Below are 24,605 nucleotides of genomic sequence, written 5' to 3' on the forward strand. Positions count from 1 at the left end.
CTGCGGCCTAGCTGGCCGGACGGGTGGCGTGTCCACCGAACTGATGACGCAGGGCGGAGACCATTTTCATGGCCGGCGAGTTGTCCTCGCGGGAAGCGAACCGGGCAAACAATGCCGCGGTAATTGCCGGAGCCGGAACGGCGTTGGCAATTGCCTCTTCCACGGTCCAGCGTCCCTCGCCCGAATCCTCAACGTAATCGTCAATGGATGCAAGGCCCGGATCCTCGTCCAATGCCTTGACCATGAGGTCCAGCAGCCAGGACCGGACCACGGTGCCCTTTTGCCATGCACGGAAGGTACCTGGAAGGTCCTTCACAATGTCCTTGGCGGCGAGCAATTCGTAACCCTCGGCGTAGGCCTGCATGAGGCCGTACTCGATGCCGTTGTGGACCATTTTGGCGTAGTGACCTGCGCCGACACCGCCCACGTGAACGAAGCTGTCGGCGCGCTCACCCTCAGGCCGGAGGGCGTCAAACACAGGCATTGCCAGTTCGATGTCTTCGTCTGACCCGCCAGCCATCAGGCCGTAGCCGTTCTGCAGGCCCCACACGCCACCGGAAACGCCGCAGTCCGCAAAGCGAATGCTCTTTTCGGCAAGTGCCGCGGCGTGCTTCTGGTCCTCGGTGAAACGTGAGTTGCCGCCGTCGATGACCATGTCACCAGGGCTGAGCTTTTCACCAAGCTCTGTGACCACAGCGTCGGTGATGGCACCAGACGGGACCATCACCCAGACCAGCCTTGGGGTGGGCAGGGCCGCAATGAGTTCATCGACGGAGGAGACATCCGTGATGTCCGGATTCCGGTCGAACCCTGTGACCTCAATGCCCCCGTTCCGCATGCGTTCCCGCATGTTGAAACCCATTTTTCCGAGGCCGATCAGTCCGATGTGCACAGTGTGAACTCTTTTCTGGAATGTGGGTTGATGTGTCCGTGGTGTCTGCTAATTGGGCAGGCGGACCGGCATCACGAGGTACCGGTAGTCATCCTGGTCTTCACCATCGGCTTCCGCCTGGGCAGTAATCATGGCCGGCTTGGGAGCCGTGGTGAACGAGAAGCGAACGTACTTGGTTTCGATAACGCTCAGGCCCTCAACCAGGTAGTGCGGGTTGAACGCAACGGTGATGTCCTCACCGGAAAGCTGGGCTTCGAGCTCTTCCGAGGCCTGCGCGTCTTCGCCTGTTCCGGCGTCGAGGTTGAGCAGTCCCTGGGTAAAGGCGAGCCTTACGGGGGTGTTCCGTTCTGCAACGAGGGACACACGGCGAACGGCCTCGACAAGTTCCTGGGTCTGGACAGTCGCGTGGATCGGAGTGGAATCCGGGAACAGCGAACGGATCTTGGGGTAGTCCCCATCGACCAGCAGCGAAGTGGTGGTGCGTCCTCCGCTTTCGAATCCGATGAGCCTGCTGTCGTCGTCCGAGAGGGCCAGGTTGATGTCGCCGCTGCCACCGAGTGTCTTCGCTACTTCGTTCAGCGTTTTGGACTTAACCAGGGCGCTGGTGGAAATGCCGGGAGTTACGGGTTTCCAAGGGACTTCGCGCATGGCGAGCCGGTAACGGTCCGTGGCGAGGAGGGTGATGAGGTCATCTTCGATCTCCATCCGCACACCGGTCAGGATGGGGAGGGTGTCGTCCTTGCTGGCCGCGATGATGACCTGCGAAACAGCCTGGGCAAAGGCGTCCCCGGGAAGGGTGCCGCTGATCGCCGGCAGCGCCGGAAGGGCCGGGTACTCCGACTCGGGCATGGTGGCCAGGTGGAAGCTGCTTCGGCGGCAGGTGAGGGTGACTTTGCTTCCGTCTGTTTCAACCTCTACGGGCGCTGAGGGAAGGCTGCGGCAAATGTCGGCGAGCAGGCGTCCGGACACCAGGATGGTGCCCTCAACCGCGATGTCGGCAGGGATTTCCAAGCGCGCGGACGTCTCGTAATCGAAGCTCGAGAGGCTGACTGTTCCCGCCTCGGCTTTGAGGAGGAGGCCGGAAAGCACAGGTACGGGCGGCCGCGGAGACAACGATCGCGCGGTCCATGTAACGGCTTCTGCCAGGACGTCGCGGTCGACTCTGAACTTCACGGAAGGGTGCCGCCTTTCATTGCTGCTGCCATGTAGTAGCTGCGGATTCCTGCTTGGAAGCCGCTAAATCTCCGCACTCCCGCATCGGAACCTGCATGGTTCGCACTGAGCGAACTACAAACAGACCCGAGGATGGGAGCGCTGCTGACAGCTTAGCCGGAAGATCCGCGATTAACCCATCCCCGATCGGCCGGACCCCTCGTATGTGGACAGCCGCAGGCTGGCCTCGGCCTGGCCGTTGGCCGGGCTCGGAGTGTGGCAGAACGAGATTGTTATTTGAGGGATTTCAATTTTTTGGGATTCGTAGTGTTAATAACTGCTGTGGAAACTGTGGATAACCCCATCTCGCCGCGCAGTTCCGCGGTTAAGCCCTGTTCACGGAGTGTGCGTTAACTGGGTTTTAAACAGGGTGTGGATGGGGACAACTCCCAGGACCGTTTTTAACGATCCACAGGCGGCTTAAGGGTTTTAAGCCCATTAAGCACGCTTGTCCCCTTAACTATCCACAGGCTTATCCACATGCACCTGTTAATAAGGTATGTAGTTGCGGTCGCGATGTGGATTCAGGAGTCGCGCTGCTGCTGCTTGATGCGGTTGGTCAGTTCGGTGACTTGGTTGTAAATCACACGACGCTCAGCCATCAGCTCACGGATCTTGCGGTCCGCGTGGATCACTGTGGTGTGGTCGCGGCCGCCCAGCTCCTGGCCGATCTTGGGCAGGGACATGTCAGTCAGCTCCCGGCAGAGGTACATGGCGATCTGCCGGGCTGTCACCAGTGTCCGTGTACGGGACTTGCTGCAAAGCTCTTCCATGCTGAGCTTGAAATAGTCCGCTGTCTGGTCGAGGATCTGCTTCGCCGTGATTTCCTGGGCACCGTCATCCGTGATGAGGTCCTTGAGGACCATCTCGGCCAGGGCAACGTCCACCGGCTGGCGGTTGAGGCTCGCGAACGCAGTGACGCGGATGAGGGCGCCTTCAAGTTCGCGGATGTTGCTGGAAATCTTCGACGCGATGTACTCCAGTGCGTCATCCGGCGCTGACAGGCCCTCGCTGAGGCCCTTCTTGCGGAGGATGGCGATACGGGTCTCAAGCTCCGGCGGCTGGATGTCCGTCAGCAGGCCCCACTCGAAACGGCTTGTCATGCGGTCTTCGAAGCCGGCCAGCATCTTGGGCGGCTGGTCGGAGGTGATAACCACCTGCTTGTTGGCGTTGTGCAGGGCGTTGAACGTGTGGAAGAACTCTTCCTGGGTACGGTCCTTGCCTGCCAGGAACTGGATGTCGTCGATCAGCAGCACATCCACGTTGCGGTACGTGGTCTTGAAACTCGTGCCTTCGTCGTCGCGGATGGAGTTGATGAAGTCATTGGTGAACTCTTCGGAGTTCACGTAGCGGACGCGGATGCCACTGTAGAGACGGCGCGCATAGTGGCCGATTGCGTGCAACAGGTGGGTCTTGCCCAGTCCGGAGTCACCGTAGATGAAGAGCGGGTTGTATGCCTTGGCCGGAGCTTCCGCGACGGCAACCGCGGCCGCATGGGCGAAGCGGTTGGAGGAGCCGATCACGAACGTGTCGAATATGTATTTCGGGTTCAGGCGGCCGAACTCGTGCGATGTGCTCGGCGGAGTCGGCTGGGGCTTCGGCTCTGCAAAGTCCGGTACTGCGGAAAGCTCGACGGCGGGTTCCGGCTCTGCATGGACCGGCACCAGATCGGTGTCTACGTCGATTGCACAGCGGATGTCATCCGAAAAGACGCTCCGCAGGGCATCGTCGAGGGCATCCTTGACTTGCGTTTGCAGGACTTCGCGGGTGAGCTCGTTGGGAACTGCCACCAGGAGGGTCGAACCTATGAGGCCTTGTGCCTGGGCCAGGATGACGAAACCACGCTGACGGGGAGTGACCCGATCGTCCTGTTCCAGGAGGGTCAGCACCCTGCGCCAGGAACTTCCGACAGTGTTGGCGTGGTTGGCTTCGTCTACTGTCATCAATCAGTTCCTAAATACTTGCTTGCCGGCGTTGCTGGCAGCCGAAGTGTCTCCGGCGTTGCTTGTTCCGGGTGATAATCCACAGAGTTATGCACAGCGGGTGGACAATGGGCTACTGAGCCACTCTAGGGGATGCAATCGCCAGAAGATAGCTGGGAAGTTGCCTGTGGATAATTACACCGTTGTGGTTCCTGAATACGGCTTGTGAGCCACTTCATCCACAGGCTGCAAACAGGGTCTGGACACAGCTGTGGATACGTGTGCGGCAGGCTGCCGGTTTGACTGTGGGTCCCTTTTTGCCCTAACGTTGTGAAGTCCTTTGTGTCCGCTTTTGAGATCAGTTGTAACTCCGTACGTTCATCGTGCGGGAGGCAACGGCGGCGGCACATACAAAACTTAGCGTCGGCCAGTTCTTCCCCTTTTTTGATCGGGTGGGCGCACCTTTGATCCACTGGAGTAACTAACGTGAGCAAGCGGACTTTTCAGCCGAATAACCGCCGTCGGGCCAAGAAGCACGGCTTCCGCCTTCGTATGCGCACCCGTGCCGGCCGCGCCATCCTGGCTGCCCGTCGCGGCAAGGGCCGCGTCGAACTGTCGGCGTAAATAACTGACTTGTCGGTCAGGGTCTTTTTGCGGATTCGACGGTGCTAGCCACCCCTAACCGTCTGCGGACGTCTACCGACTTTTCAACAACTGTACGTTCCGGCGTCCGCAATGGACGCCGGAACTTAGTGTTATATACGGCCTCTATCGGGGCCGGGGAGCCGAGTCGAATCGGCTTCATTGTCTCCAAAGCCGTCGGGAACGCCGTGACCAGGAACCTCGTTAAGAGGAGACTGAGAGAAGCAGGCGCACTTTCCTTGCACACGCATGGAACTGGCCTGGCGGTGGTGGTCCGGGCTCTGCCCGCAGCTGCATCTGCCAGCTGGGAGCAGTTGCTCTCCGACTACAACGCCGCATTGGCAGTGACGACGAAGCGACTGGGTGGCTCCAATCCACGCAACGCTTCGCCGGACCGCAACGGCACCACTACGGAAGGGACACCGCGTGCATGACATAAGCACCGCCGTCGTTCCTTCCTCAAGTGTGCCCTCCAACAGGACCCTGCCCGCAGCGGTGGGTATCTTCATGTGGGAGCTGCCGCGGAATATCCTCATCCTTTTGCTGAAGGCGTACCGCAAGGTCGTCTCGCCCCTGTACGGCCAGGTTTGCCGTTTCTTTCCCTCCTGCTCGGCTTACGCCTTGGAAGCAGTCACGGTGCACGGCGCTGTGAAGGGTAGCTGGCTCGCAGCCAAGAGGCTCGCCAAATGCCACCCGTGGAACGCCGGCGGAGTGGACCATGTCCCCGCCGGACATCGTCATTGGCCTGAAGGCCGGACGCCCACAATTGTTGTACTGAACAACCCGGACCAGTTCCTGGCTGCTCAGGCTGATGAAGAAGGCCGCACGGCGGCCTAACGAATAGGGATAACTAATGGATGACTTCTTTGGGACAATCATGTTCCCGTTCAAGTGGCTGGTGTCGATCATCATGGTCGGCTTCCACGAGGGACTGAGCTTCATTGGCCTGCCCGCCGCAAATGGCTGGACCTGGACTCTGTCCATCATTGGCCTCGTGCTGGTGATCCGTGCAGCCCTGATTCCTGTGTTCGTCAAGCAGATCAAGGCCCAGCGCGGCATGCAGCTCCTGCAGCCGGATCTGAAGAAGCTGCAGGCGAAGTACAAAGGCAAAACCGACCAACTCTCCCGCCAGGCCATGGCGCAGGAGCAGATGGCGATGTACAAGAAGCACGGGACCAACCCGTTCTCGGCATGTTTGCCGATGCTGATCCAGATGCCGTTCTTCTTCGCCCTGTTCCAGGTGCTTTCCGGTATCTCCAACGCGAAGAATGCCGGCAACGGTATTGGGGCCATGAGTGCCCAGCAAGTCGTGGAGTTCGATGAGTCGAGCATCTTCGGTGCCCCGTTGTCCTCTGCGCTGCTTCACGGTGGCGCGGGAAACGTCTCCGTCGTGGTCCTGAGCGTCATCATGATCGTTGCCATGACGGCCTCGCAGTTCATCACCCAGAAGCAAATCATGGCCAAGAACATGTCCGAAGAGGCCATGGCCAGCCCGTTCATGCGTCAACAGAAGATGATGCTGTACATCCTGCCCCTCGTGTTCGGCATCGGTGGCATCAACTTCCCGATCGGTGTCCTTATCTACTGGACCACCACCAACCTCTGGACCATGGGCCAGCAGTTCTTCGTCATCCGCCGCATGCCTACGCCGGGTTCACCCGCTGCAAAGGCGCTGGAGGAGCGCCGTGCTGCGAAGGGCCTCCCGCCGCTGTTGGGTGGAAAGAAGACTTCAGCCGCTGATGCCGCTGCCGAGGCCGAAGCTGCGGCGGTTGCAGCTGCCGAAGCCCGTGCCCAGCGCGTCCAGCCACAACGTAAGAACAGGAAGAAGAAGTAATGTCTGCCGAGAGCACCGAAGAAGTTACCAGCGCCGTAACTGAAGACCAGGACGACTCCAAGGAAGAAACCCAGTCCAAGACGGCCAGCCGCTTGGAAGAGGAAGGCGACATCGCTGCCGACTACCTCGAGGAGCTCCTGGACATCGCCGACATCGACGGCGACATCGACATTGAGGTACGCAACGGGCGCACCTACATCTCCATCGGTGCAGACGAGGAGTCCGCAGCCCTGGACAGCCTCGTAGGCCGCGACGGCGAGGTGCTGGAAGCATTGCAGGAGCTGGCACGCCTTTCGGTGCTGTCCGCTACCGAGAACCGGTCCCGCCTGGTGCTGGACATCAACGGATACCGCAAGGAGCGCGCAGGCGTACTCCAGCAGATTGCCGAGGATGCCGTGGCCAAGGTCAAGGCGGATGGCGGAACGGTAGCCCTGGAACCCATGAGCGCCTACGAACGCAAGATTGTCCACGACGTCGTCGCTGATCTCGGGCTGGTTTCAGAATCCGCGGGCGAAGGCGCCGGCCGCCACATCGTCGTCTCGGCTGACTAGAAGCTCATGGTTGATATCACCGCAGCTGAACAGGAAGCGGCAGAGAAGATCTTTGGGGAGCGCTTGGATCTTGCCAAGCGCTATGTTGAACACCTGGCTACGTCCGGTACTGAACGAGGATTGATCGGTCCGCGCGAGATCCCTCGCTTGTGGAGCCGTCACGTCCTGAACTGCGCGGTCATCGAATCGGCCATCGCCATGGACAGCCACGTTGCGGACGTAGGGTCCGGCGCGGGCCTTCCGGGCTTGTGCCTGGCAATCGCGCGGCCGGATCTTGAACTTACCTTGATTGAGCCCTTGGAACGCCGCGTCATTTGGCTCCAGGAGGTCGTGGATGACCTTGGGCTGGACAACGTCACCGTCATGCGGACCCGGGCTGAACTGGCAGTGGGCCTGGTTGATGCCGACGTTGTAACGGCACGGGCAGTCTCGGCACTGACCAACCTTGCCGGGCTGACCATTCCACTCTTGAATGGCCGTGGTGAAGTGGTGGCCATTAAGGGCCGAAGCGCAGGCGAAGAGATTGAGAAGGCCAAGAAAGTTATCCGCAAGCTCGGGGGCGTGGAAACGTCCGTTGTGGTTTGTGGACAGGAACTTTTGGAGGAACCCACCACCGTGGTGCGGATCATCGTCAACAAGCCGGGAAAGAGCGCGTAGCTACCGCCCTGTTTCCCGCGTGTCGGCGGCCGAGCGGTTAGGCTAGAGATCGGCAGCAAGCGCCAAATGAGAGTGAGAGTGTGACCAGTGGGCAGTAGTGAAACCTCCACGCAGCGGATCCCGCCGTTTATGTCTTTGGGTTCCGCGCGGGCAATGGCCACACCCTCTGCGTCCCTTCAATCCGCCATAGTGCGCCCTCATTCGGTTGAGAACGCCGTTTCACGTGAAACTGTCACAGATGGAGGGCGAAACGTCATGGATTCCATTGATGATTCCAGCCCCATTGCTCGCCAGCTGGCCAATGAAACGCGCCGGCGCGAGCGTCTTATTGGACGCGAACTGCCTAAGCCCGAAGGAACCCGTATCTTCACGGTATCCAATCAAAAGGGTGGCGTTGGCAAGACCACAACCACAGTCAACATCGCAGCGGCCTTGGCCTCGGCAGGACTCAATGTCCTGGTCATCGATATCGACCCCCAGGGCAACGCCTCCACGGCGCTCGGCATTGAACACCATGCCGACGTCGACAGCATCTATGACGTCCTGATCAACGACCTGCCCCTCAAGGATGTCGTGGCCCCGTGCCCGGACATCCCCAACCTCATCTGCGCCCCCGCCACAATTCACCTGGCCGGGGCCGAGATTGAGCTGGTCTCTTTGGTAGCTCGCGAGCAGCGCCTCCGCCGTGCCATCGATGTATACGCCAAGGAACGGGAAAAGAACGGTGAAGGTCGCCTCGACTTCATCTTTATCGACTGCCCTCCAAGCCTCGGCCTGCTGACAGTCAATGCATTCTGTGCTGCCAGTGAAGTGCTCATCCCGATCCAGTGCGAGTACTACGCCCTTGAGGGCTTGAGCCAGCTGCTCAAGAACATCGAAATGATCCAGAAGCACCTGAACGCCGACCTCGTCGTGTCCACCATCCTGTTGACCATGTACGACGGACGCACCAACCTCGCCGCCCAGGTAGCTTCTGAGGTGCGACAGCACTTCCCCGAGCAAGTACTCAGTGCCGTGGTACCCCGGTCGGTCCGCATCTCCGAGGCTCCGAGTTATCAGCAGACAGTGATGACTTACGATCCTTCGTCGAGCGGCGCGTTGTCCTATATGGAAGCCGCCGCCGAAATCGCTGAACGCTAGAATTCTTGAAACACTGCAACAGCCTGAGCCGGACCGTGCTTGGCTATCCATCGGAGGGATGAATCAATGAGCGAAAAGCGAAGGGGCCTCGGCAGGGGTCTTGGGGCTCTCATTCCCAGCGCGCCTGGTGCCGCCCAGGGAAATGGTGCCGCAGCATCCCGTCCGGTGGACCTATTCTTTCCGGAGGCACGGAAGGCTGCAGAACCTGAGGCTGCCACCTCACACGCCGACGTACCCGTTGATGAGCCAAAAGCGTCCGGCGCCAGGTCTTCCGCCACAGCACGGACAAAGCCGGCTGCTAAGGCGACTTCGTCGTCAGCCAAGACTTCTCCCAGCAAGCCGGCTACGAAACGCGCAGCTGCTTCCGATGCCGAAGAGGTTGAAGAAAGCTCGACGGCGGACGCGCCGTCAGTTGCTGTCTCGTCGAACGTTGAGCTGGTAGAGGTTCCCGGTGCGCGTTTCGCCGAAATTCCGGTTGGCGACATTCATCCAAACCGCAAACAGCCCAGATCCGTCTTCGATGAGGACGACATGGCTGAGCTGGTTCACTCCGTCAAGGAAATAGGCGTCCTCCAGCCAATTGTCGTACGTACTTCAACCGAAAAGGGTGGAGAACCGTATGAATTGGTTATGGGCGAGCGTCGTTGGCGTGCTGTGCAGGCCGCGGGACTCGAGACAATTCCTGCAATCGTTCGTGACACCACGGATGACGACCTTCTCCGCGATGCCCTACTCGAAAACCTGCACCGCAGCCAACTGAACCCGTTGGAAGAAGCGGCGGCCTACCAGCAACTCCTTGAAGACTTCGGTACCACCCACGAACAGTTGGCAGATCGCATTGGCCGGTCCCGTCCCCAGGTCTCCAACACTCTCCGTCTGCTGAAGCTGCCCCCGCTTGTACAGCGTCGTGTTGCTGCCAGTGTTCTTTCTGCCGGCCACGCACGCGCCTTGCTGTCCCTTCCTGATGCAGCAGCAATGGAGCGCCTGGCGCAGAAGATCGTCGCGGAGGGAATGTCGGTACGTGCTACGGAAGAAGCCGTGGCGCTGTATCAGGACCCCGCCGCGCCAGCGAAGAATTCCATTCCCAAGCCAAATGCTCGCCACGAACGCTTGGATTACCTGGCTTCGTCGCTCTCGGATCGTTTGGACACGAACGTGAAGATTACTTTGGGTGCCCGCAAGGGTCGAGTCAGTATCGAATTTGCGAGTGTTGAAGATTTGAACCGAATTATGGATGTTCTGGGACCTGGATCTGAGGATTAGCACTGTGCCACCCAACTGATGGGGTCTGCTCTTTGAGCAGGCCCCACTTTTGTTGAGTGCAGCTTGAGGCTCCGATTGCGTCTGCTGAGGGTCGCAGCAGGGCCTTGGAGGTTCTGTGTTTCACGTGAAACAGGGGCCTTGAGAGCCTATTCACTGCGTCTGGGCCTCTGGCTAGCCATACATGTGGATGTGTCTTCGGGAGCTCGATATTGCCCGTGCCCAGTCTGATTGGCTGGGATGGTATGTACTACAGCAGTCTCTGTCTTCCCCCCGCGGCCCTGCTTTTCGCAGCGGGACGCCGGTGGGCCACCTTTCGGTATTTTCACCTCTCTTTGGTCTCCGTTTTACTCGCTGATCGTTCGTACTCTTGACCTCAAACTACTCGCACCCTGCGTGGCCAGTATGTCCCCGGCGCTGGATAGTGAGTGGGAGTGCCAAATATCCGAGTTGTTTCACGTGAAACAGGAAGATACACGCCCGTTGAAGCGGGGCTTCAACGAGCCCAACCATTGAACCAATGGCGCCCTCAAATCGAGCCGGCAGGTCTCCATATGTGGTCGGTCCCCCAGAGGGTAGGTAGGTGCCGAGGCAAGATGGCCATCGCAATGGCGGCTTCGCCCCTCCATCCGCGATAAAGACGGAGATGACCGTTCCGCCTGGAGCTGAGCCTGTGGAACTCATCGATGATGTTTCACGTGAAACGGCCCTCTTCCAATTCGATTCTGGGTAAAGGGCCCGTTCGATATGCAGAAGCCCCTATATGGACCCAGCATTCCAGTATCGGCCCCCTATAACCTCGCTGCATTCCTTTTGGCGGCCATACGTTCTGCCGGGGCCGCTCGACATGTTTCACGTCAAACGCTGGCACTAGTCGACTATTTCGTGTTCGTTTAGGTCGTGTTTGTCCGAGTCGGCCTCGCTGCTGATAGGTCTTCAAGGAGAATCGGCCAGTCTCCAAGCCCGTCAAGGCTGCAGCGAATACGGTGCTCCAACGCTAGGTGGGCAGTCTTCGGCAATGTCCCCTAGGAGGGGTCAATCTGGCACGCAAGCCTTAGTGGGGCAAGCCGCTGCGTCTGTTCGCACCAGCTTCTCTTGTAAGGGTCACCAACACCACTGCATGTAGGGGCTTCCCGCTTTTGAGACCCGTGGGGGCGGACAGCACTGAGACCAAATGTGAGGGGCGCTCCGAAGGGACTATAGATGGGCAGAAGTGCACGGCCGGGAAGGCTGGGCATGATGTCCAAGAGTCGTCCAAGGGGCACCAGAGTCGCCGGGGGCTGCGTAGATGGAAGCAACGTAGACGACTCCGCGACGTGGCACTAAGGCATCAATCAAGGGCATTTCCGGTCTCGGCAGGTGAAAAAGATAGTTAGCTATTGAATCCCCACGCATCGGTGAAGTTCGAAGCTGAAAGCGGCTCGGTAGGACTGGCGCCGACGTAAAAGGCCCCAAGTTCGGGCGCTAGTCAGTGTAACGACTGTGGACTGCGTATGTGCCCGCATGAGGGGCACGCGGGGCCGGCGCCGTTCGAGGTCCGGGCAACTCAACGATTGAGCAACCGACTCTTCGGCCTTCGGATTAGAGTCGAGGGTGGGGATCTAAAGGGACTGAGGCGCCGTGGAGCCGATTGTGGTGCCCGTACCTGACAGATCTTGTTCGCCTCTCCAGCAGACCTCATGACTGCCTACCTATGAATGTGATACATCGCGGTTAGCCGCGTGTGCGTTTGATCTGATGCTGGGGACGATGGCCTGCGAAGTGCAGCTTCTCGGTCCTGTGGGGCGTCGAGTAGCAATGACTCCCGTAGTGGAACCCTGAACGTGCCTGCTTATCCAGGCATGAGACCAAAATTCACCGTACCCCTGGCCGGACAGATCTGTCTGGCGAGGCCACTGCTCGTAGATTTCAAGCAACTAGCTGACGCTCCCCTGCCCTAGCCCACCGACCGATTGATCCGATGTTGGGTTCCGTTCCAGTCAGCATTCTTCTAACCGCACTGCCACCGTCAGGGGACCCTGAACCCACGGCCAGATGAGATGGCGTGCCCTAGAAGCTCAGTGCGGCAATCAAGTGCCCGGACCATGCTGGTCGACCGTCATGTTTCACGTGAAACAGTGGCTATGAGTGGTCGAAGTCTACGGCCAAAGAAGGTCAAACCGGGGAATACAGCTTGTGGAAAAGCCGGTGGATATCGCTGTGGATAACCATGGGGATAACTTACTCATTCAAGTGCAGCACTAGCAGCCCAGGAGCCTGGGCTCCGGGCGTTGACGTTAAACTCGCAGTGCGATTAGACCCGTACACTCGCGAGAACCGCGAAGTGCCCTTTTGCTGGACCAGTTGTTTCCCTACAGCGGTTCAAAATGTCCCAATTCCTATTGAATCTGCGGAATTCTGACTGAGACTCAGCCCCGCGACGGCGGCAGCGGAGGGTCGTCTGCTTCTCCTGGTACGAGGCGCTTTCCGCCAACGTCCAGCATGCGTTTCCTAGCATTCTGTGGGCAATCTCATGGGCGGTGGAAAAGCCTGTGGATAACCTTGTGAACAACTTCACCCTTGACGCAAACCTGCGAGGCCCCCGGTGCAGCTCCATAGCCTTTGAGAGAGCATAAGGCGAACGGACGTTCCGTTTCGAAGGCCCCGGCGCCTGGCTGCTTGAGAGACACTGTGCGCGACAAGGGGCTCACGTGAGACCGGATGTTAGTTCTCGCAATTGGTGCAAACGTTCCAGGTGCATCAATTCTCCACCTTCGAGGACGGATCCTTTGGGCCAAGATCGGAGCCTATTGATCGGATGTCTTGAGGGGTACAGAATTTGCCTTGAGTTCCTGCTCCAGGCCCCGGTGGCGGGCAGCGTATTTGGCTTCTGGCCGGTAGCACTGAAATCAGTCAGTAGCGAGGTGCGTGAACCGCTAACCGGTTTGCGTGGACCTGATAGGGCGTTGTCCGTCGGTATGCGTTAGGGCGCAGCGCAGGTCCTGCAGGGCTCATGGCATGACTTTGCGGCAAGCCCCTATATGGAGAGGGACCTCCTAAGCGGCCACGGTGTGAAGACAGATGCTCTAGAGTGGTGGTGCTCGGCGGAAGGTCTTACGCGGCCCGACCAAAGGAACCTTGCTCGGGGCCTAGCTCGGTAGCGGAGCAGCTGCCGGCTCTTCCTAGGCTGCACGTGCCATGCGCACTTGGGCTGTTCCGTTTCACGTGAAACAGTCACATTATCGTCGCGTTCATCACCTGACGGGAAGCCGTCTTGAGAGAAACAACGGGCATTTTCTGACCGGAAGACCTACGTTGGTCGACTGTAACTGGACTGCCTGGTGGACGGATCACCAAGAACGAGCCATCGTGACTATTGTTCCCGGATGGCATGCCTGAGGGACCGACTTGCCGTCTAGGCTGGGAGGGCGTCCCGTGTGGTACCTGACCGGCCCCCATGGCTGCTGTGCATACCTGCTGAGAGCTGGCGTGACTGATTTTGGTAAGAAGGACGAATCGTGGAAGGACACGATGTTGATCTCCGAGCGCATGTTCGAAGGTGTTTAGTGGCTTCGAATTGGCGGTGATGCCAAAGAGTTGGTGGAGGATCGATGCGTCCGCTGCAATCCTTCCGGACCGTACCGACCGGAGCAGATCCGCTGATCCAACTTTCTCCCCTATATCTATTGTTGTGGACCTTCCGCCGCTGAGTACGTACCGCAGCTCTCCAGTCATGGGCACGGAGCCCGAAGCCGAGGGTCAAGGGCAAGAGGGCACACGACGCAGGGGTCTGCCTCCTGTGGCGGCATTCCGACGGTGCCCAAATCCGATGAGGCTTGCGAGTCAAGTGCACTGGGGCCGTGTATGCCACGCCGGTGGTCCAGGAGCTGGAACTGTCGCGCAAGGCTCGACATCGCATCAGAAACTGCGAGAGCCGGCTGTAGTGGAGTCGGGCTCGGCCGCGGGAGCCGGCTATCAATGGAACGTCGGAGAACTGTGGCTACCGGCAAGGCCCGATGCAGCCGATGTACCGGAAAGGGGCTCACCTGAGTACGGAACGACAACAGCTCCCTTCCCCCAGAGCTCCTTGTAGGTGACATGCACGATGCGTACCTTTGGGAGCTTTCCTGTTGCGCAAATGAGCTTTCGATACACGCAGGAGTACGGGGAGATCACCGTAGCTGCTCTGCGGAAGGCCCGCTGAAGCTTCACCAAGGGTCTGTTTCACGTGAAACATGGATGTTTTACGGTGTTTTGTTCTTGGACGCCCGCCTGGAACGGAAGTGCTGATGCTCTGCGATGGTCTGTGAAGGGTGGGGAGGGCCAGGCAGCAGGTAAGTGCTGCGAGGGGTCAACAACCATCCAGGAGTAGGTTCACGGGCCAGCACTGTTTAGTGGGCGGCCTTGAGGTCAGGGCACATCCTGCCCATGTCTGCGGTAGGTGTGGTGTCTCGTGGGTGGGGGGTCCCTGGAGCCTTGCGGTTGCAGACCGAACAGTCTAAAAGAGTCACGTTGTACCGGAGGCGTGTAGGTCGTCGGATTCCCCTTCCGGTGTCTGACTCGTTCTGCGTGTCTCAACGCCTAGGCAGTGCTGAAGGAACACAAACGCCGAGAGTTGACCGAAGCCTCGCTGAGGCACTTGGTGATAGCAGAGTGACTCCACTGTCAGGGTGTTGTTGTTTCGAAGCAACGAGCGCGGATGCAGGGTTCCCAAATGCAGGAACCGGGCACTACTTCCTAGCTACCAACCACAAGACGCTGCTTAGTATGCTTGCCAGCGCGCTGGTCACCCTCTTCGCTGGTTCTTGGGTCACGTCGGCGGTATCCAGTCGACTCGAGTCGAATGCTTGAAACAGGGTCTCGGGAGCACCGCCGGCGAGATCTGGCCCCGACGGGTTTTGCCCCGAGCCACGGATGGATGGATCGGTTTCACGTGAAACATCCTTCGATGCCGAGGCCAACGGGCCGACGATCGCGAGATTGCCAGACTCGTATCGTTCTGCCACCAGCACTCTCAGCAATCCCCCACACGACCTACGCTAACCCTTGGTTGTGCCCACATCGGGTGCGTCAAACAGCAGAGAAGCGGAAGCAGAAGAAGTTGCCTCTGGGTCCACAGCGGTCATCACCCTCCAGTGGCGGCATCGCATCCTTGGGGGCCGGGATGTGAGCGAGCGCCAGGTTGAAGGGGCCGGGATGTGAGTGAGCGTCAGGTTGAAGGGGCCGGGATGTGAGCGAGCGTCGGGCTGAAGGGGCGGGGACGTGAGTGAGGGTTGGCGGGAAGGGGCGGGGATGTGAGCGAGCGTCGGGCTGAAGGGGCCGGGATGTGAGTGAGGGTTGGGTTGAAGGGGCTGGGATGTGAGTGAGGGTTGAGTTGCCCCTACCCCAGTGAGCGGGAAGCCGCATTACCGTTCAGGAGCGCACCGGACGTCCCCACACGCACATAAGCCACCAATGCATCCTTGGAAGGTTCATTTCCAAGAAAAGAACAAAAAGCCGGCGGCTCCCGCTCCGTGAGGAGCAGAAACCGCCGGCCTTAGACCTTGAGCGGAAGGTTAGGACAGTACGTCCGAGAATTCCTTTTCGAAGAACTGCTTCGGCTTGGCACCGATGACGGTGTTCTTCACTTCTCCCCCGCTGAACAGGTAGACGGCAGGGATGGAAGTGATGCCGTACTCAGCTGCGATGGCAGGGTTGTCGTCAACGTTGAGTTTCACGACCTCAACCTTGTCGCTGTACTCGACCGAGATCTCGTCGAGGATGGGGCCGAGCTTGCGGCAGGGGCCACACCACTCTGCCCAGAAGTCCACGATGACCGGCTTCTCGGAAGCCAGGACATCCGTGCTGAAGCTTGCGTCAGTTACGTCTTTTGCGTTGCTCATAACTTTTCCCTTCGTATGGTTGCTTAGGAGTTCAGGTCCGCGAGGTAGTGCTCTACGTCAAGAGCAGCTACACAGCCGGAGCCCGAAGCCGTGATGGCTTGGCGGTAGGTGGGGTCGATAACGTCGCCTGCGGCGAAGACACCCTTGATGTTCGTCTTGGAGCTGCGGCCCTCGACGGCGATGGTTCCTTCGGGGGTAAGTTCCACCTTGCCCTTGACGAGGTCTGTGCGGGGATCGTTGCCAATGGCCACGAACACACCGGTGACAGCGAGCTCGGACTCAGTGCCGTCCACCAGGTTCTTCAACTTCAGGCCCGTGACCTTGTCCTCGCCGAGGACGTCTTCAACGGCCGTGTTCCAGACAAACTTGATCTTTTCGTGTGCCTGGGCGCGGTCGCCCATGATCTTCGATGCCTTGAGGGTGTCGCGGCGGTGGACGACCGTGACGGACTTGGCGAACTTGGTGAGGAAGAGTGCTTCTTCCATTGCAGAGTCGCCGCCGCCGATAACAGCGATGTCCTGGTCCTTGAAGAAGAAACCGTCGCAGGTTGCACACCAGCTAACGCCGTGGCCTGAGAGCCGCTTTTCGTTAGCCAAACCGAGCTCGCGGTATGCCGATCCCGTGGACAGAATGATGGCCTTCGCCTGGAAGGTCTCCCCCGTACCGATGGTGACCGTCTTGATGTCGTCGTCGAGGTCCAGTTCGGTGACGTCCTCGAACTGGATCTCAGTGCCGAATCGGGCGGCCTGCTTTTCGAAGTTCTCCATCAGGTCCGGACCCATGATGCCTTCCGGGAATCCCGGGTAGTTCTCAACGTCCGTGGTGTTCATCAATTCGCCACCAGCGGTGACAGAACCGGCAATGAGCAGAGGATTCATGTTGGCACGGGCGGTGTAAACAGCGGCTGTGTAGCCAGCGGGGCCTGAACCTACGATGATGACGTCGCGCACCTGCGATGCGCCGTTTTCTGCAATGCTCACGTGGCGTGAACCTCTTCCTTAGTCGATGCTGCGGCTTTCGGGGCAGCCACCTGACTCAACCCCAGTTAAGCCCCAAATATTCCGTTGGAGTTTGTCGGCCCTAAAAGCCACCAACATTCAGGGTACCTTCTGGACGCGGGCCACATCGAAGTGGTGACGCCCGCGCAGATAACAGTAGGGGCCGCCCTGACAAGTCAGAACGGCCCCTGCTCTCATGGCTGGTGCGGACTACTGGACCCCAACCTCGGCCAAGCGCAGACCGAAACCGAACCGCGTCTTCGGGGCGGCCAGCTTGGGGAGCGTCTTGATATCCACAATGATGTACTGAGTCTGCGTCGGCGCTGCCAGGGGCAGGGTCAATTCAGGCGAGGTAAAGCTGTTGGTACCAACGAGCTTCGCTCCGTCCATGGCAGGACGGTCGTTGGTGTAGACGCTGATGCTGCCACCCGATCCACCCAGCTGGTTCAGCACAATGGACTTGACCTCGGTCTTTTCCTTGAGCTTGATGACCAGCGGCATGTTCGTGACCAGGCCACCCCAGTCTGCGGTCGCAAATTCCATGTCTGACCAGTAACTTGCAGCGTTGCCATCGAAGGCTCGTGCAAGGTCCTTGTCGTAGGTGGCTGCGAAGGGGAAATCTCCCAGCCGCGTGATGCTGTCGATCGCCGGCGGCGTGGCGGGCGGCGGAGCCTGCGTGGGGGCCGGTTCTTCAGTTTTGGTTTCGGTGGACGGGGGGGCCGGCGTGCTCTGGCTTGCCGCGGGCGCGCTGCTCGGGAAGAGGCTGCCAAGGTTGGTAACAGCCAGGACCAGGCCTACCACCAGGACCACAGCCAGCAGGCCACCAACCAGCCAGCGAAGCGAGCGGGGCTCCTTCTCGGGAGCCTCGTCTTCGTATACCTCGTCGTCCTCGTAGTTTTCCTGGACTGCGGCCGACGCCGGGAAGCTGGTGGGGGCGCGGTCGTAACCAGTGTCTGAGGTACTGCCCGCAGCGGCAGCTCCCCCGGCAGCGGCGCCGGCTCCTGCAAAGCCGTAATCTTCTTCGGACCAGAGCGAGACCTTGGGTTCAGTGGACTCGGCGGGTTTGGCCGGTTCGCTGACGGGTGCTGGCTGGGAGTTCACGGCCTGGGTAGGCGGTTGCGTCGGAGCAGCGGGCCGGGCCGGCGGCGGAGTCGGTTGGGAAGTAACAGCCTGGGTGGGCGGCTGGGCGGATGCCGCAGGCGACGCTCCCCCGGAAGCAGCAGGGGCGGCAGCGTCGGCGTCGTGATTCCTTGAACCCTGGTTCTTCAGCGCTGCAGCGGCAGCGAGACCCGCTGCTCCGGCCCCGGCAGCAGCCGCAGCCAGTTTGCCGGCGATTCCACTTTTGGCGGATGAGGGGTTCGAGGCAGGCTTCGGAGGTACGTTCCCCGCCTCGGAACCAGCGGTTGTCTGCTCGGTATCAGCCTCGGACGGAATGGGGTATCCGTTTTCGTCATATTGGATGTACTCGGCGTCGTGCTCGTCATCCTCGTAGAGGCCGTCGTAGGTTTCGGGCTCGTACGTGCGCGGCTGCCCAAAGATCTCGCTGCCGAGCGTCTCCGTGAAGAACGGCTCGATATACGGCGGGTTGGTGGCCACAACGAGGTCCAGCAGGTCCGGTGCGGAGCTGTGGTTGGTGATGAGGTACGTGGTGTTATCGCTGATGCCCAGGTCCAGGATCTGGACGTGGCCGGGGCGCTCCCCCGTGGCCACTTCGCGGGCGCTCTGCGCAACCTGCTCGGCATTTCCGGGTCCAGCGACAAGGATGCTCACAGGACGGTTGAGGACCTGGTCCACGCCGTCGAGCACCTGATCTTGGTCATGCGAGGTCAACACATTGGCCGTGACCTTGTAGCGGCCGCCAAGTACTGATCCGACGTCGATCGGGTGGGACACGTGTTCCTCCTAGGCTGTCCGGGAGTTGCGGGTCCTGCAAACGGCTGGCCCGGCGAGCCGGATTAACCGCTTTTGCAACTACCTATATTCGTTTCTAGCCTAGCCGATTGGTGCCCGCCGCCCGCGTTGGCGGCACCGGCTTACTTCTTGTTTTGCCTGCTGGGGAAGTATGGATTGCGACCCGCGTCGCCTTGGTAAGTGCGCCGGCCCGGCAACGGGACCTGCGGACGGAACCTGCCACCCAAGGCTGTGCTGGGCACGTCTTCGTCGGGCAGGTAGGACTTTGGAGCGTCCGTGGCGGGCGCTGGAGCGGTGCGCTGGGCCCCGACTGCCGGGCCGGCCCTGAACGAGGCGGCGTCGAACTCGCCCGAGATGCGGGGGATCAAACCGGTGTCGTCCGAGACTGTGGCGCGTTCCGGCGTCGTGGTTTCTGAGGTTCCTTCGACGACCGGTTCCGGCGCCCCGCGGCCCAAGCGGCCCATGAGCGGGCGGAGGAGATCGCGAAGTTCGGTGACGTGGAAGACGCGCAACAGGACCAGGTAGGCGAGCAACATGACGGGCCCGACGACGACCACCGTCACCAGGGCGGCCGGGCGGCTGCTCCATGCGAAGCCGTCGGCGCGGTAGCTCCCCAACAGCCAAAGGGCCGCGGCTCCGGCCAGTGCGGAGCCGAGACCGGCGTAGCCCATGCGGATGTACGAGTTCGCGATCCGTGGTCCGTCGAGGTGGCCCAGCAAGCGACGCAGGAAGATCACGCTGATCACCACGGAGAGGATATTGCCCAGCGTGTAGAGGATCGCGATGGCGTAAATGATCTGGCCGACGGGGAGGAACTGGATGAAGAACGCGCCCACCACGTAGATCACCGCCAGCCACAGCTGCACATACAGGGGCGTGCGTGCGTCCTCGTTGGCGTAGAACACGCGGGACATCATGAAGTTGGCGCTCAGGAACGGGGTGCTCAAAGCCAGGATGGTGAGCGTCTGTGCGAGCATGACGCCGTCCTGCGAGTTGCCGCCCGAGAAGAACATGCCCAGCGGGCCGGCCAAGGCAAACAGCGCCAAGGCACCGAAGACCGTTGCAACAGCCATGGTCCGGAGACCATGGGAGAGGGCATCGCGAAGCTCGGCTTTGTTGCCGTCCTGCGACGCGCGCGTCATGCGGTTAAAGAGGACGGTTGCCAAGGACAAAGCAATAATCGAGTGCGGCAGCAGGTACAGCTGGCTGGCGACTTCCAGGACGGCGTTACCGGGCAGGACAGCAGCAGCGGCCGTGTCCCCCGCATTGTTCAGCCGGAGCCGCTCGGCGCCGGGAATCGTGGCGATCCTCATGATGTAGAGGAAGGCCAACTGCCCGACGGCGGCAGTCGCCAGGGTCCATACGCTCAGCTTGGCAGCCTGGCCAAGTCCGACACCGCGCCACCCGAAACGGGGACGGAGGCCAAGGCGCAGCCGGAAGACGGGAACCAACAGGATGGCTGTCTGCGCAACGACGCCAAAGGTTGAGAACCCTGCGATCAGCAACGTCTGGGTGGGACCCCAATTGTCCAGGGTGTGGGGGTTGCTGAGATTCTCTCCAAGGATCCAAATGAACATCCCCAGGCCGGCGATGGCTACCAGGTTGTTCAAGATGGGGGCCCACATGGCGGGGCCAAACGCTCCGTGGGCGTTCAACACCTGGGTCAGAAGGGCGTAGAGCCCGTAGAAGAAGATCTGTGGGAGGCACCAGAAGGCAAAGGTGACCGCCAGGGCCTTTTGTTGCTCGGAATACCCCTGTGTGGTGAGGTCGATGACCAGTGGTGCAGCAAGGGTTACCAACGCGGTCAGGGCAAGGAGCACCAACACCGCAAGGGTCAGCAGCCGACTGAGGTAGTCAGCTCCACGGTCCGGGGCTTTACTCGCCTTGATGATCTGCGGCACCAGTACGGCGTTGAACACGCCACCGGCCACCAGCAGGAAGATCAGGTTCGGCAGGTTGTTGGCATTAATGAAGGTGTCATTAATGGTCGAACCAAGCCCGAGGGCTGTACCGAGCATCCACGTTTTGGCGAAGCCAAGGAACCGGGAAACGAGCGTCCCTGCGGCCATGATGGCGCTGGAACGTGCTTCTCCGGATTGAACGGACTGGGTTGTTTTGGCTTCAGACATCGCCTTTATCGTCCCATGTACCCGGGTCAGAGGTGTTCGGGCAGCACTTCCCGTGCCAGATCGGCGATGCGGCGTTCATTCGGGAAGGACAGTTTGCGGGCCAGTTCCTGGATGGGAACCCACGCGGCATCCACGGCCTCCTGGTCAGGATCGTTTTCGATGGTCAGCTCACCGCCCGTTGCCCGGAGCAGGAAGTGGTGGACGGTTTTGTGGACGCGGTGGCCGCTCACTGTGAACCAGTAGTCAATGCTGCCCAGGGGTGCCAGGATGCGGCCTTCGATGCCGGTTTCCTCGGCGATCTCGCGGACGGCCGCTTCCTCGTTGTTTTCGCGGCCCTCGGGATGGCCCTTGGGCAGGCACCACTCGAGCCGGCCACCCCTATTAAGGCGGGCGATAATCGCAACCCTGAGTTCGCCGTCGGACGTGTCTACAACAACGCCGCCGGCTGACACTTCCTCAACAGTGGGAAGTGAGGCCTGTACCGGGTGCTGCGGGGCAGGCGCGACGTGGGCACCGATTGCCGACGGCAACGGTGCGTTTGTCCTCCTGCCAGGAGCGCTCGGGATCGGGTTGGCCATGAGGTCCACTCTAACGACTCTTGCCCTCGAGTGATGACCGGGACATGGCTACAAGATGGACTGCAGGAGACGGTCCGCGGACGCATGCCTGATATTGCATGGAACAGTGGCCCACTCCGGGGTAAAAATCTGCCAAGCTTAAGGGACTATGGCGCACGTATTGGACAGCTCTTCTGTTAACTTCACCATCGATCCGGTGGTGCTCGACCTCGGGCAGCGCTTTGTCGACGCCGGCTACGAGCTGTCTTTGGTGGGTGGACCTGTCCGCGACCTCTTCCTTGGGAGGACCTCCCCGGACCTCGACTTCACCACGGACGCCACGCCGGACCAGACGATCGCTGTCATCAGGAAGTGGGCTGACAACTTCTGGGAAATCGGCCGGGCTTTCGGCACCATCGGGATGCGTAAGAGTGGCTTCCAGATCGAAATCACCACGTACCGAGCCGAGGCGTACGACCCCGATTCGCGAAAGCCAGTGGTGGCCTTCGGGAACTCCTTGACGGATGACCTGCTCCGCCGCGACTTCACCATCAACGCCATGGCCCTCCGGCTGCCCAGCCTTGAACTCGTGGACCCTTTCGGCGGCGTCCGCGACCTCCACGCCTCCGAACTGGCAACACCCGGCGCCCCCGAGGCGTCATTCTCGGATGACCCCCTGCGCATGATGCGTGCGGCCCGGTTCGCGTCGCAGCTCGGCGTGTCGGTTCACGACGACGTCCGGCGCGCCATGACCCAAATGGCCGACCGGATCAAAATCATTTCCGCCGAGCGCGTCCGCGAAGAGCTGGTCAAACTCATTAACGGAGCCCACCCGCGAGTGGGCATCGACCTCCTGGTGGATACAGGACTGGCCGAGTTCGTGCTCCCCGAGGTCTCCGCGTTGCGCCTGGAAGCCGACGAACACCACCGTCACAAGGATGTGTACCAGCATTCCCTCCAGGTGCTGGAGCAGGCCGCCGCACTCGAATCGGGTCCCGATGGCCCCGTGCCCGGGCCGGACTTCGTGCTGAGGTTCGCTGCGTTGATGCACGACGTCGGCAAGCCGGCTACGCGCCGTTTTGAACCGGGCGGCGCAGTAAGCTTCCGCCACCATGACGTGGTGGGCGCCAAGCTGGTGGCCAAGCGCATGAAAGCCCTGCGCTTCGACAACGACTCGATCAAGGCCGTTGCCCGATTGGTGGAACTCCACATGCGCTTCTACGGCTACGGCGATGCTGGCTGGAGCGACTCGGCTGTCCGCCGGTACGTTACCGACGCCGGTCCCCTGCTGGAACGCCTGCATCGGCTCACCCGCTCCGATGTCACCACGCGTAACCAGCGCAAGGCTGACCGCTTGTCCTTCGCCTACGATGACCTTGAGCACCGCATCGCGGCGCTCTTGGAGCAGGAATCGCTGGCTGCCGTCCGGCCTGACCTCGATGGAGCGCAGATCATGGCCCTTCTGGGACTCAAGCCCGGACCGGTGGTGGGCAAGGCCTACAAGTTCCTCCTGGAAGAGCGTATGGAACACGGACCGCTGTCCCCGGAGGAAGCCGAGCAGAAGCTGTTGGCATGGTGGGCCACGCAACCCGAGTCCGCCGTCGTCGAGCCTTTGACTGAAACTGAGGAGCCCTCATGAATGCAGCGACTTCCCCGCGCCCGCAACTCTGGATCCTTCGCCACGGCGAGACGGAGTGGTCCAAGAGCGGCCAGTACACGGGTCTGACTGATCTGCCCCTCACTGTTGAGGGTGAGCAGCAGGCTGTTGAGGCACGAAAGGTCCTGGAGGGCATCGAATTCGACCTGGTGCTGACCTCACCGCTGCGACGTGCCCGCCGTACAGCTGAACTGGCCGGCTACCCGGAAGCGGTGCACGAGCCGCTGGCCGTCGAATGGAACTATGGCGACTACGAGGGCATCAGCTCGGACCTGATCCGTAAGGACAACCCGGATTACCTCATCTGGACGGATGGTGTTCCCAACGGGGAGACCCTGGATGAGGTGGCTGCCCGTGCCGACAAGATCATTGGGCGCGTCCTGGAATCCGGAATGGACAACGTCCTGGTGGTGGCACACGGGCATTTCTCCCGAATCCTCACCGCACGTTGGCTGGAAATGGACGCCCGGGAAGGCCGGCATTTCGTCCTCGGAACAGCTAAAGTCTGCACGCTCGGATGGGATAAGCGCACGCCCGCAATTGTGCGCTGGGGTCTCTAGAAACATTCATTAAGAAAAAGTTTTGGCGAAACAGTGAATTGTGCTGGCCAAACTCCCTGTTCATGGGGTAGCTTATATCTTGTTCCCAGAGCGATCGGCCGGGAACAAGGCGCGCATTCTTCCGATTAGTCACCCGGGTGAATGCCACAGCAGGCTGTAAAGGCCGGAAGGAGGTTGGGAAAAATGATTACTTTGACTAGCGGACGGAAGTTGACCGTCAATGCTGCCCCGGCCTCTGCTGATGATCGACGCCATTTTTGCTCTCTGACCCACTCCTGATCCACCGGACCGGCCTGTTGCCGGCGGTGTTCATGACAAGCCTTCATTTCCTTGGATGGCTGAGTAGTCAGTTGTAGGCGCGGACCCACGCAGCATGCCGCGGGTGCGCAGTTTTCCCAAAGTTCGGAACCAGCTTCTTGTTGGGTCGACTGCCGGAAGCCCGCACAATGATGCAATGACGTTTCAGGAATTCCTGATTCGGTCCGCTAATTACCCTTAAACCAGCTCGGTTTTTCGCACCCTTTTTGGCCCTTTGAATTCTTTGCCTTCAAATGGTCCTAATTGTTGCGCCTAAATTCCCGGCATAATCCCCCTGAAAGGAGGTGAACCATGCGAAAGCGCCCCGAAGACATGCGTTTCTTCAAGAGCGTCACAGCTCCCAAGGACCGCACCCTGTTCAACGGCCAGCTGCTGGACCAACGCCGTGAAGACGTTTACGTTGCCCTGCACCAGATGGGACTGATCCGCTGATGTCCTTCAGCCTGTCCGAAGGAGACACGGATGCCACACGACTTTGTTGAACCTCCGGAAGCCCGCGCGGCT

At 60.4% G+C, this 24,605-nt stretch carries 18 protein-coding genes and 1 pseudogene; 11 read left to right on the forward strand and 8 right to left on the reverse strand.

Going from position 1 to position 24,605, the window contains the following annotated elements; translation table 11 throughout:
- Positions 1-7: 7 nt before the first annotated feature.
- The 3 genes and pseudogenes from gnd to dnaA form a co-directional block, all read right to left on the reverse strand.
- A pseudogene (gene gnd / locus LRQ04_RS05095) lies at positions 8-919 on the reverse strand (phosphogluconate dehydrogenase (NAD(+)-dependent, decarboxylating)); the annotation flags it as partial.
- 21 nt (positions 920-940) lie between these two features.
- Positions 941-2,065 carry a DNA polymerase III subunit beta gene (gene dnaN, locus LRQ04_RS05100; RefSeq protein ID WP_235518109.1) on the reverse strand — a complete coding sequence of 375 codons (1,125 nt, stop codon included), beginning with the start codon at positions 2,063-2,065 and terminating at the stop codon, positions 941-943.
- 563 nt (positions 2,066-2,628) lie between these two features.
- Entirely contained in the window at positions 2,629-4,047 is a 1,419-nt protein-coding gene (gene dnaA, locus LRQ04_RS05105; RefSeq protein ID WP_211710336.1) for a chromosomal replication initiator protein DnaA, read from the reverse strand.
- Between the two features lie 465 nt (positions 4,048-4,512).
- On the opposite strand from dnaA, the gene rpmH reads away from it, so the two are divergent.
- The 8 genes from rpmH (at position 4,513) to LRQ04_RS05145 (ending at position 10,113) form a co-directional block, all read left to right on the forward strand.
- On the forward strand, positions 4,513-4,650 hold the full coding sequence (gene rpmH, locus LRQ04_RS05110) for a 50S ribosomal protein L34 (protein ID WP_011776797.1): 138 nt from the start codon (positions 4,513-4,515) through the stop codon (positions 4,648-4,650).
- Positions 4,651-4,691: 41 nt separating this feature from the next.
- On the forward strand, positions 4,692-5,102 hold the full coding sequence (rnpA, locus tag LRQ04_RS05115; protein WP_211710335.1) for a ribonuclease P protein component: 411 nt from the start codon (positions 4,692-4,694) through the stop codon (positions 5,100-5,102).
- A complete protein-coding gene (yidD, locus tag LRQ04_RS05120; RefSeq protein ID WP_235518110.1) occupies positions 5,032-5,505 on the forward strand; it encodes a membrane protein insertion efficiency factor YidD in 474 nt (157 codons plus the stop codon). Before rnpA ends, yidD begins: the two co-directional genes overlap by 71 nt.
- A 16-nt stretch (positions 5,506-5,521) precedes the next feature.
- Positions 5,522-6,502, forward strand: coding sequence for a membrane protein insertase YidC (gene yidC / locus LRQ04_RS05125; protein ID WP_235518111.1), 981 nt, complete (start codon positions 5,522-5,524; stop codon positions 6,500-6,502).
- Entirely contained in the window at positions 6,502-7,053 is a 552-nt protein-coding gene (locus LRQ04_RS05130; protein ID WP_235518112.1) for a R3H domain-containing nucleic acid-binding protein, read from the forward strand. The genes yidC and LRQ04_RS05130 overlap by 1 nt, the downstream gene beginning before the upstream one ends.
- A 6-nt stretch (positions 7,054-7,059) precedes the next feature.
- Positions 7,060-7,710 carry a 16S rRNA (guanine(527)-N(7))-methyltransferase RsmG gene (gene rsmG, locus LRQ04_RS05135; protein WP_235518115.1) on the forward strand — a complete coding sequence of 217 codons (651 nt, stop codon included), beginning with the start codon at positions 7,060-7,062 and terminating at the stop codon, positions 7,708-7,710.
- A gap of 87 nt (positions 7,711-7,797) precedes the next feature.
- Entirely contained in the window at positions 7,798-8,850 is a 1,053-nt protein-coding gene (locus LRQ04_RS05140; protein ID WP_235518116.1) for a ParA family protein, read from the forward strand.
- Positions 8,851-8,916: 66 nt separating this feature from the next.
- Entirely contained in the window at positions 8,917-10,113 is a 1,197-nt protein-coding gene (locus LRQ04_RS05145; protein WP_235518118.1) for a ParB/RepB/Spo0J family partition protein, read from the forward strand.
- 5,531 nt (positions 10,114-15,644) lie between these two features.
- Here the strand turns inward: LRQ04_RS05145 and trxA are convergent.
- The 5 genes from trxA to LRQ04_RS05170 form a co-directional block, all read right to left on the reverse strand.
- Positions 15,645-15,971 (reverse strand): thioredoxin, encoded by a 327-nt coding sequence (trxA, locus tag LRQ04_RS05150; RefSeq protein ID WP_235518120.1) that lies wholly within the window; start codon positions 15,969-15,971, stop codon positions 15,645-15,647.
- Between the two features lie 23 nt (positions 15,972-15,994).
- Positions 15,995-16,951, reverse strand: a complete 957-nt coding sequence (gene trxB, locus LRQ04_RS05155; protein ID WP_235518122.1) for a thioredoxin-disulfide reductase — start codon at positions 16,949-16,951, stop codon at positions 15,995-15,997.
- A 228-nt stretch (positions 16,952-17,179) separates the two neighbouring features.
- Positions 17,180-18,862, reverse strand: a complete 1,683-nt coding sequence (locus LRQ04_RS05160) for an ABC transporter substrate-binding protein (RefSeq protein WP_235518123.1) — start codon at positions 18,860-18,862, stop codon at positions 17,180-17,182.
- Positions 18,863-19,002: 140 nt separating this feature from the next.
- The gene (gene murJ / locus LRQ04_RS05165) at positions 19,003-21,009 is read right to left on the reverse strand and encodes a murein biosynthesis integral membrane protein MurJ (protein WP_235518127.1); all 2,007 of its coding nucleotides are present in this window, start codon (positions 21,007-21,009) and stop codon (positions 19,003-19,005) included.
- Positions 21,010-21,035: 26 nt separating this feature from the next.
- Positions 21,036-21,539 (reverse strand): NUDIX hydrolase, encoded by a 504-nt coding sequence (locus tag LRQ04_RS05170; protein ID WP_235518689.1) that lies wholly within the window; start codon positions 21,537-21,539, stop codon positions 21,036-21,038.
- A gap of 196 nt (positions 21,540-21,735) precedes the next feature.
- Here LRQ04_RS05170 and LRQ04_RS05175 point away from each other — a divergent pair, with 196 nt between their 5' ends.
- The 3 genes from LRQ04_RS05175 to LRQ04_RS05185 all read left to right on the forward strand — a co-directional run bounded on the left by LRQ04_RS05175 (position 21,736) and on the right by LRQ04_RS05185 (position 24,533).
- A complete protein-coding gene (locus LRQ04_RS05175; RefSeq protein ID WP_235518128.1) occupies positions 21,736-23,205 on the forward strand; it encodes a CCA tRNA nucleotidyltransferase in 1,470 nt (489 codons plus the stop codon).
- On the forward strand, positions 23,202-23,783 hold the full coding sequence (locus LRQ04_RS05180; protein WP_235518129.1) for a histidine phosphatase family protein: 582 nt from the start codon (positions 23,202-23,204) through the stop codon (positions 23,781-23,783). The genes LRQ04_RS05175 and LRQ04_RS05180 overlap by 4 nt, the downstream gene beginning before the upstream one ends.
- Before the next feature lie 609 nt (positions 23,784-24,392).
- A complete protein-coding gene (locus tag LRQ04_RS05185) occupies positions 24,393-24,533 on the forward strand; it encodes a hypothetical protein (RefSeq protein ID WP_235518131.1) in 141 nt (46 codons plus the stop codon).
- Positions 24,534-24,605: the final 72 nt, after the last annotated feature.

Source organism: Paenarthrobacter sp. AR 02 (genome assembly GCF_021538675.1).
In the GTDB taxonomy this organism is placed as follows: Bacteria; Actinomycetota; Actinomycetes; order Actinomycetales; family Micrococcaceae; genus Arthrobacter.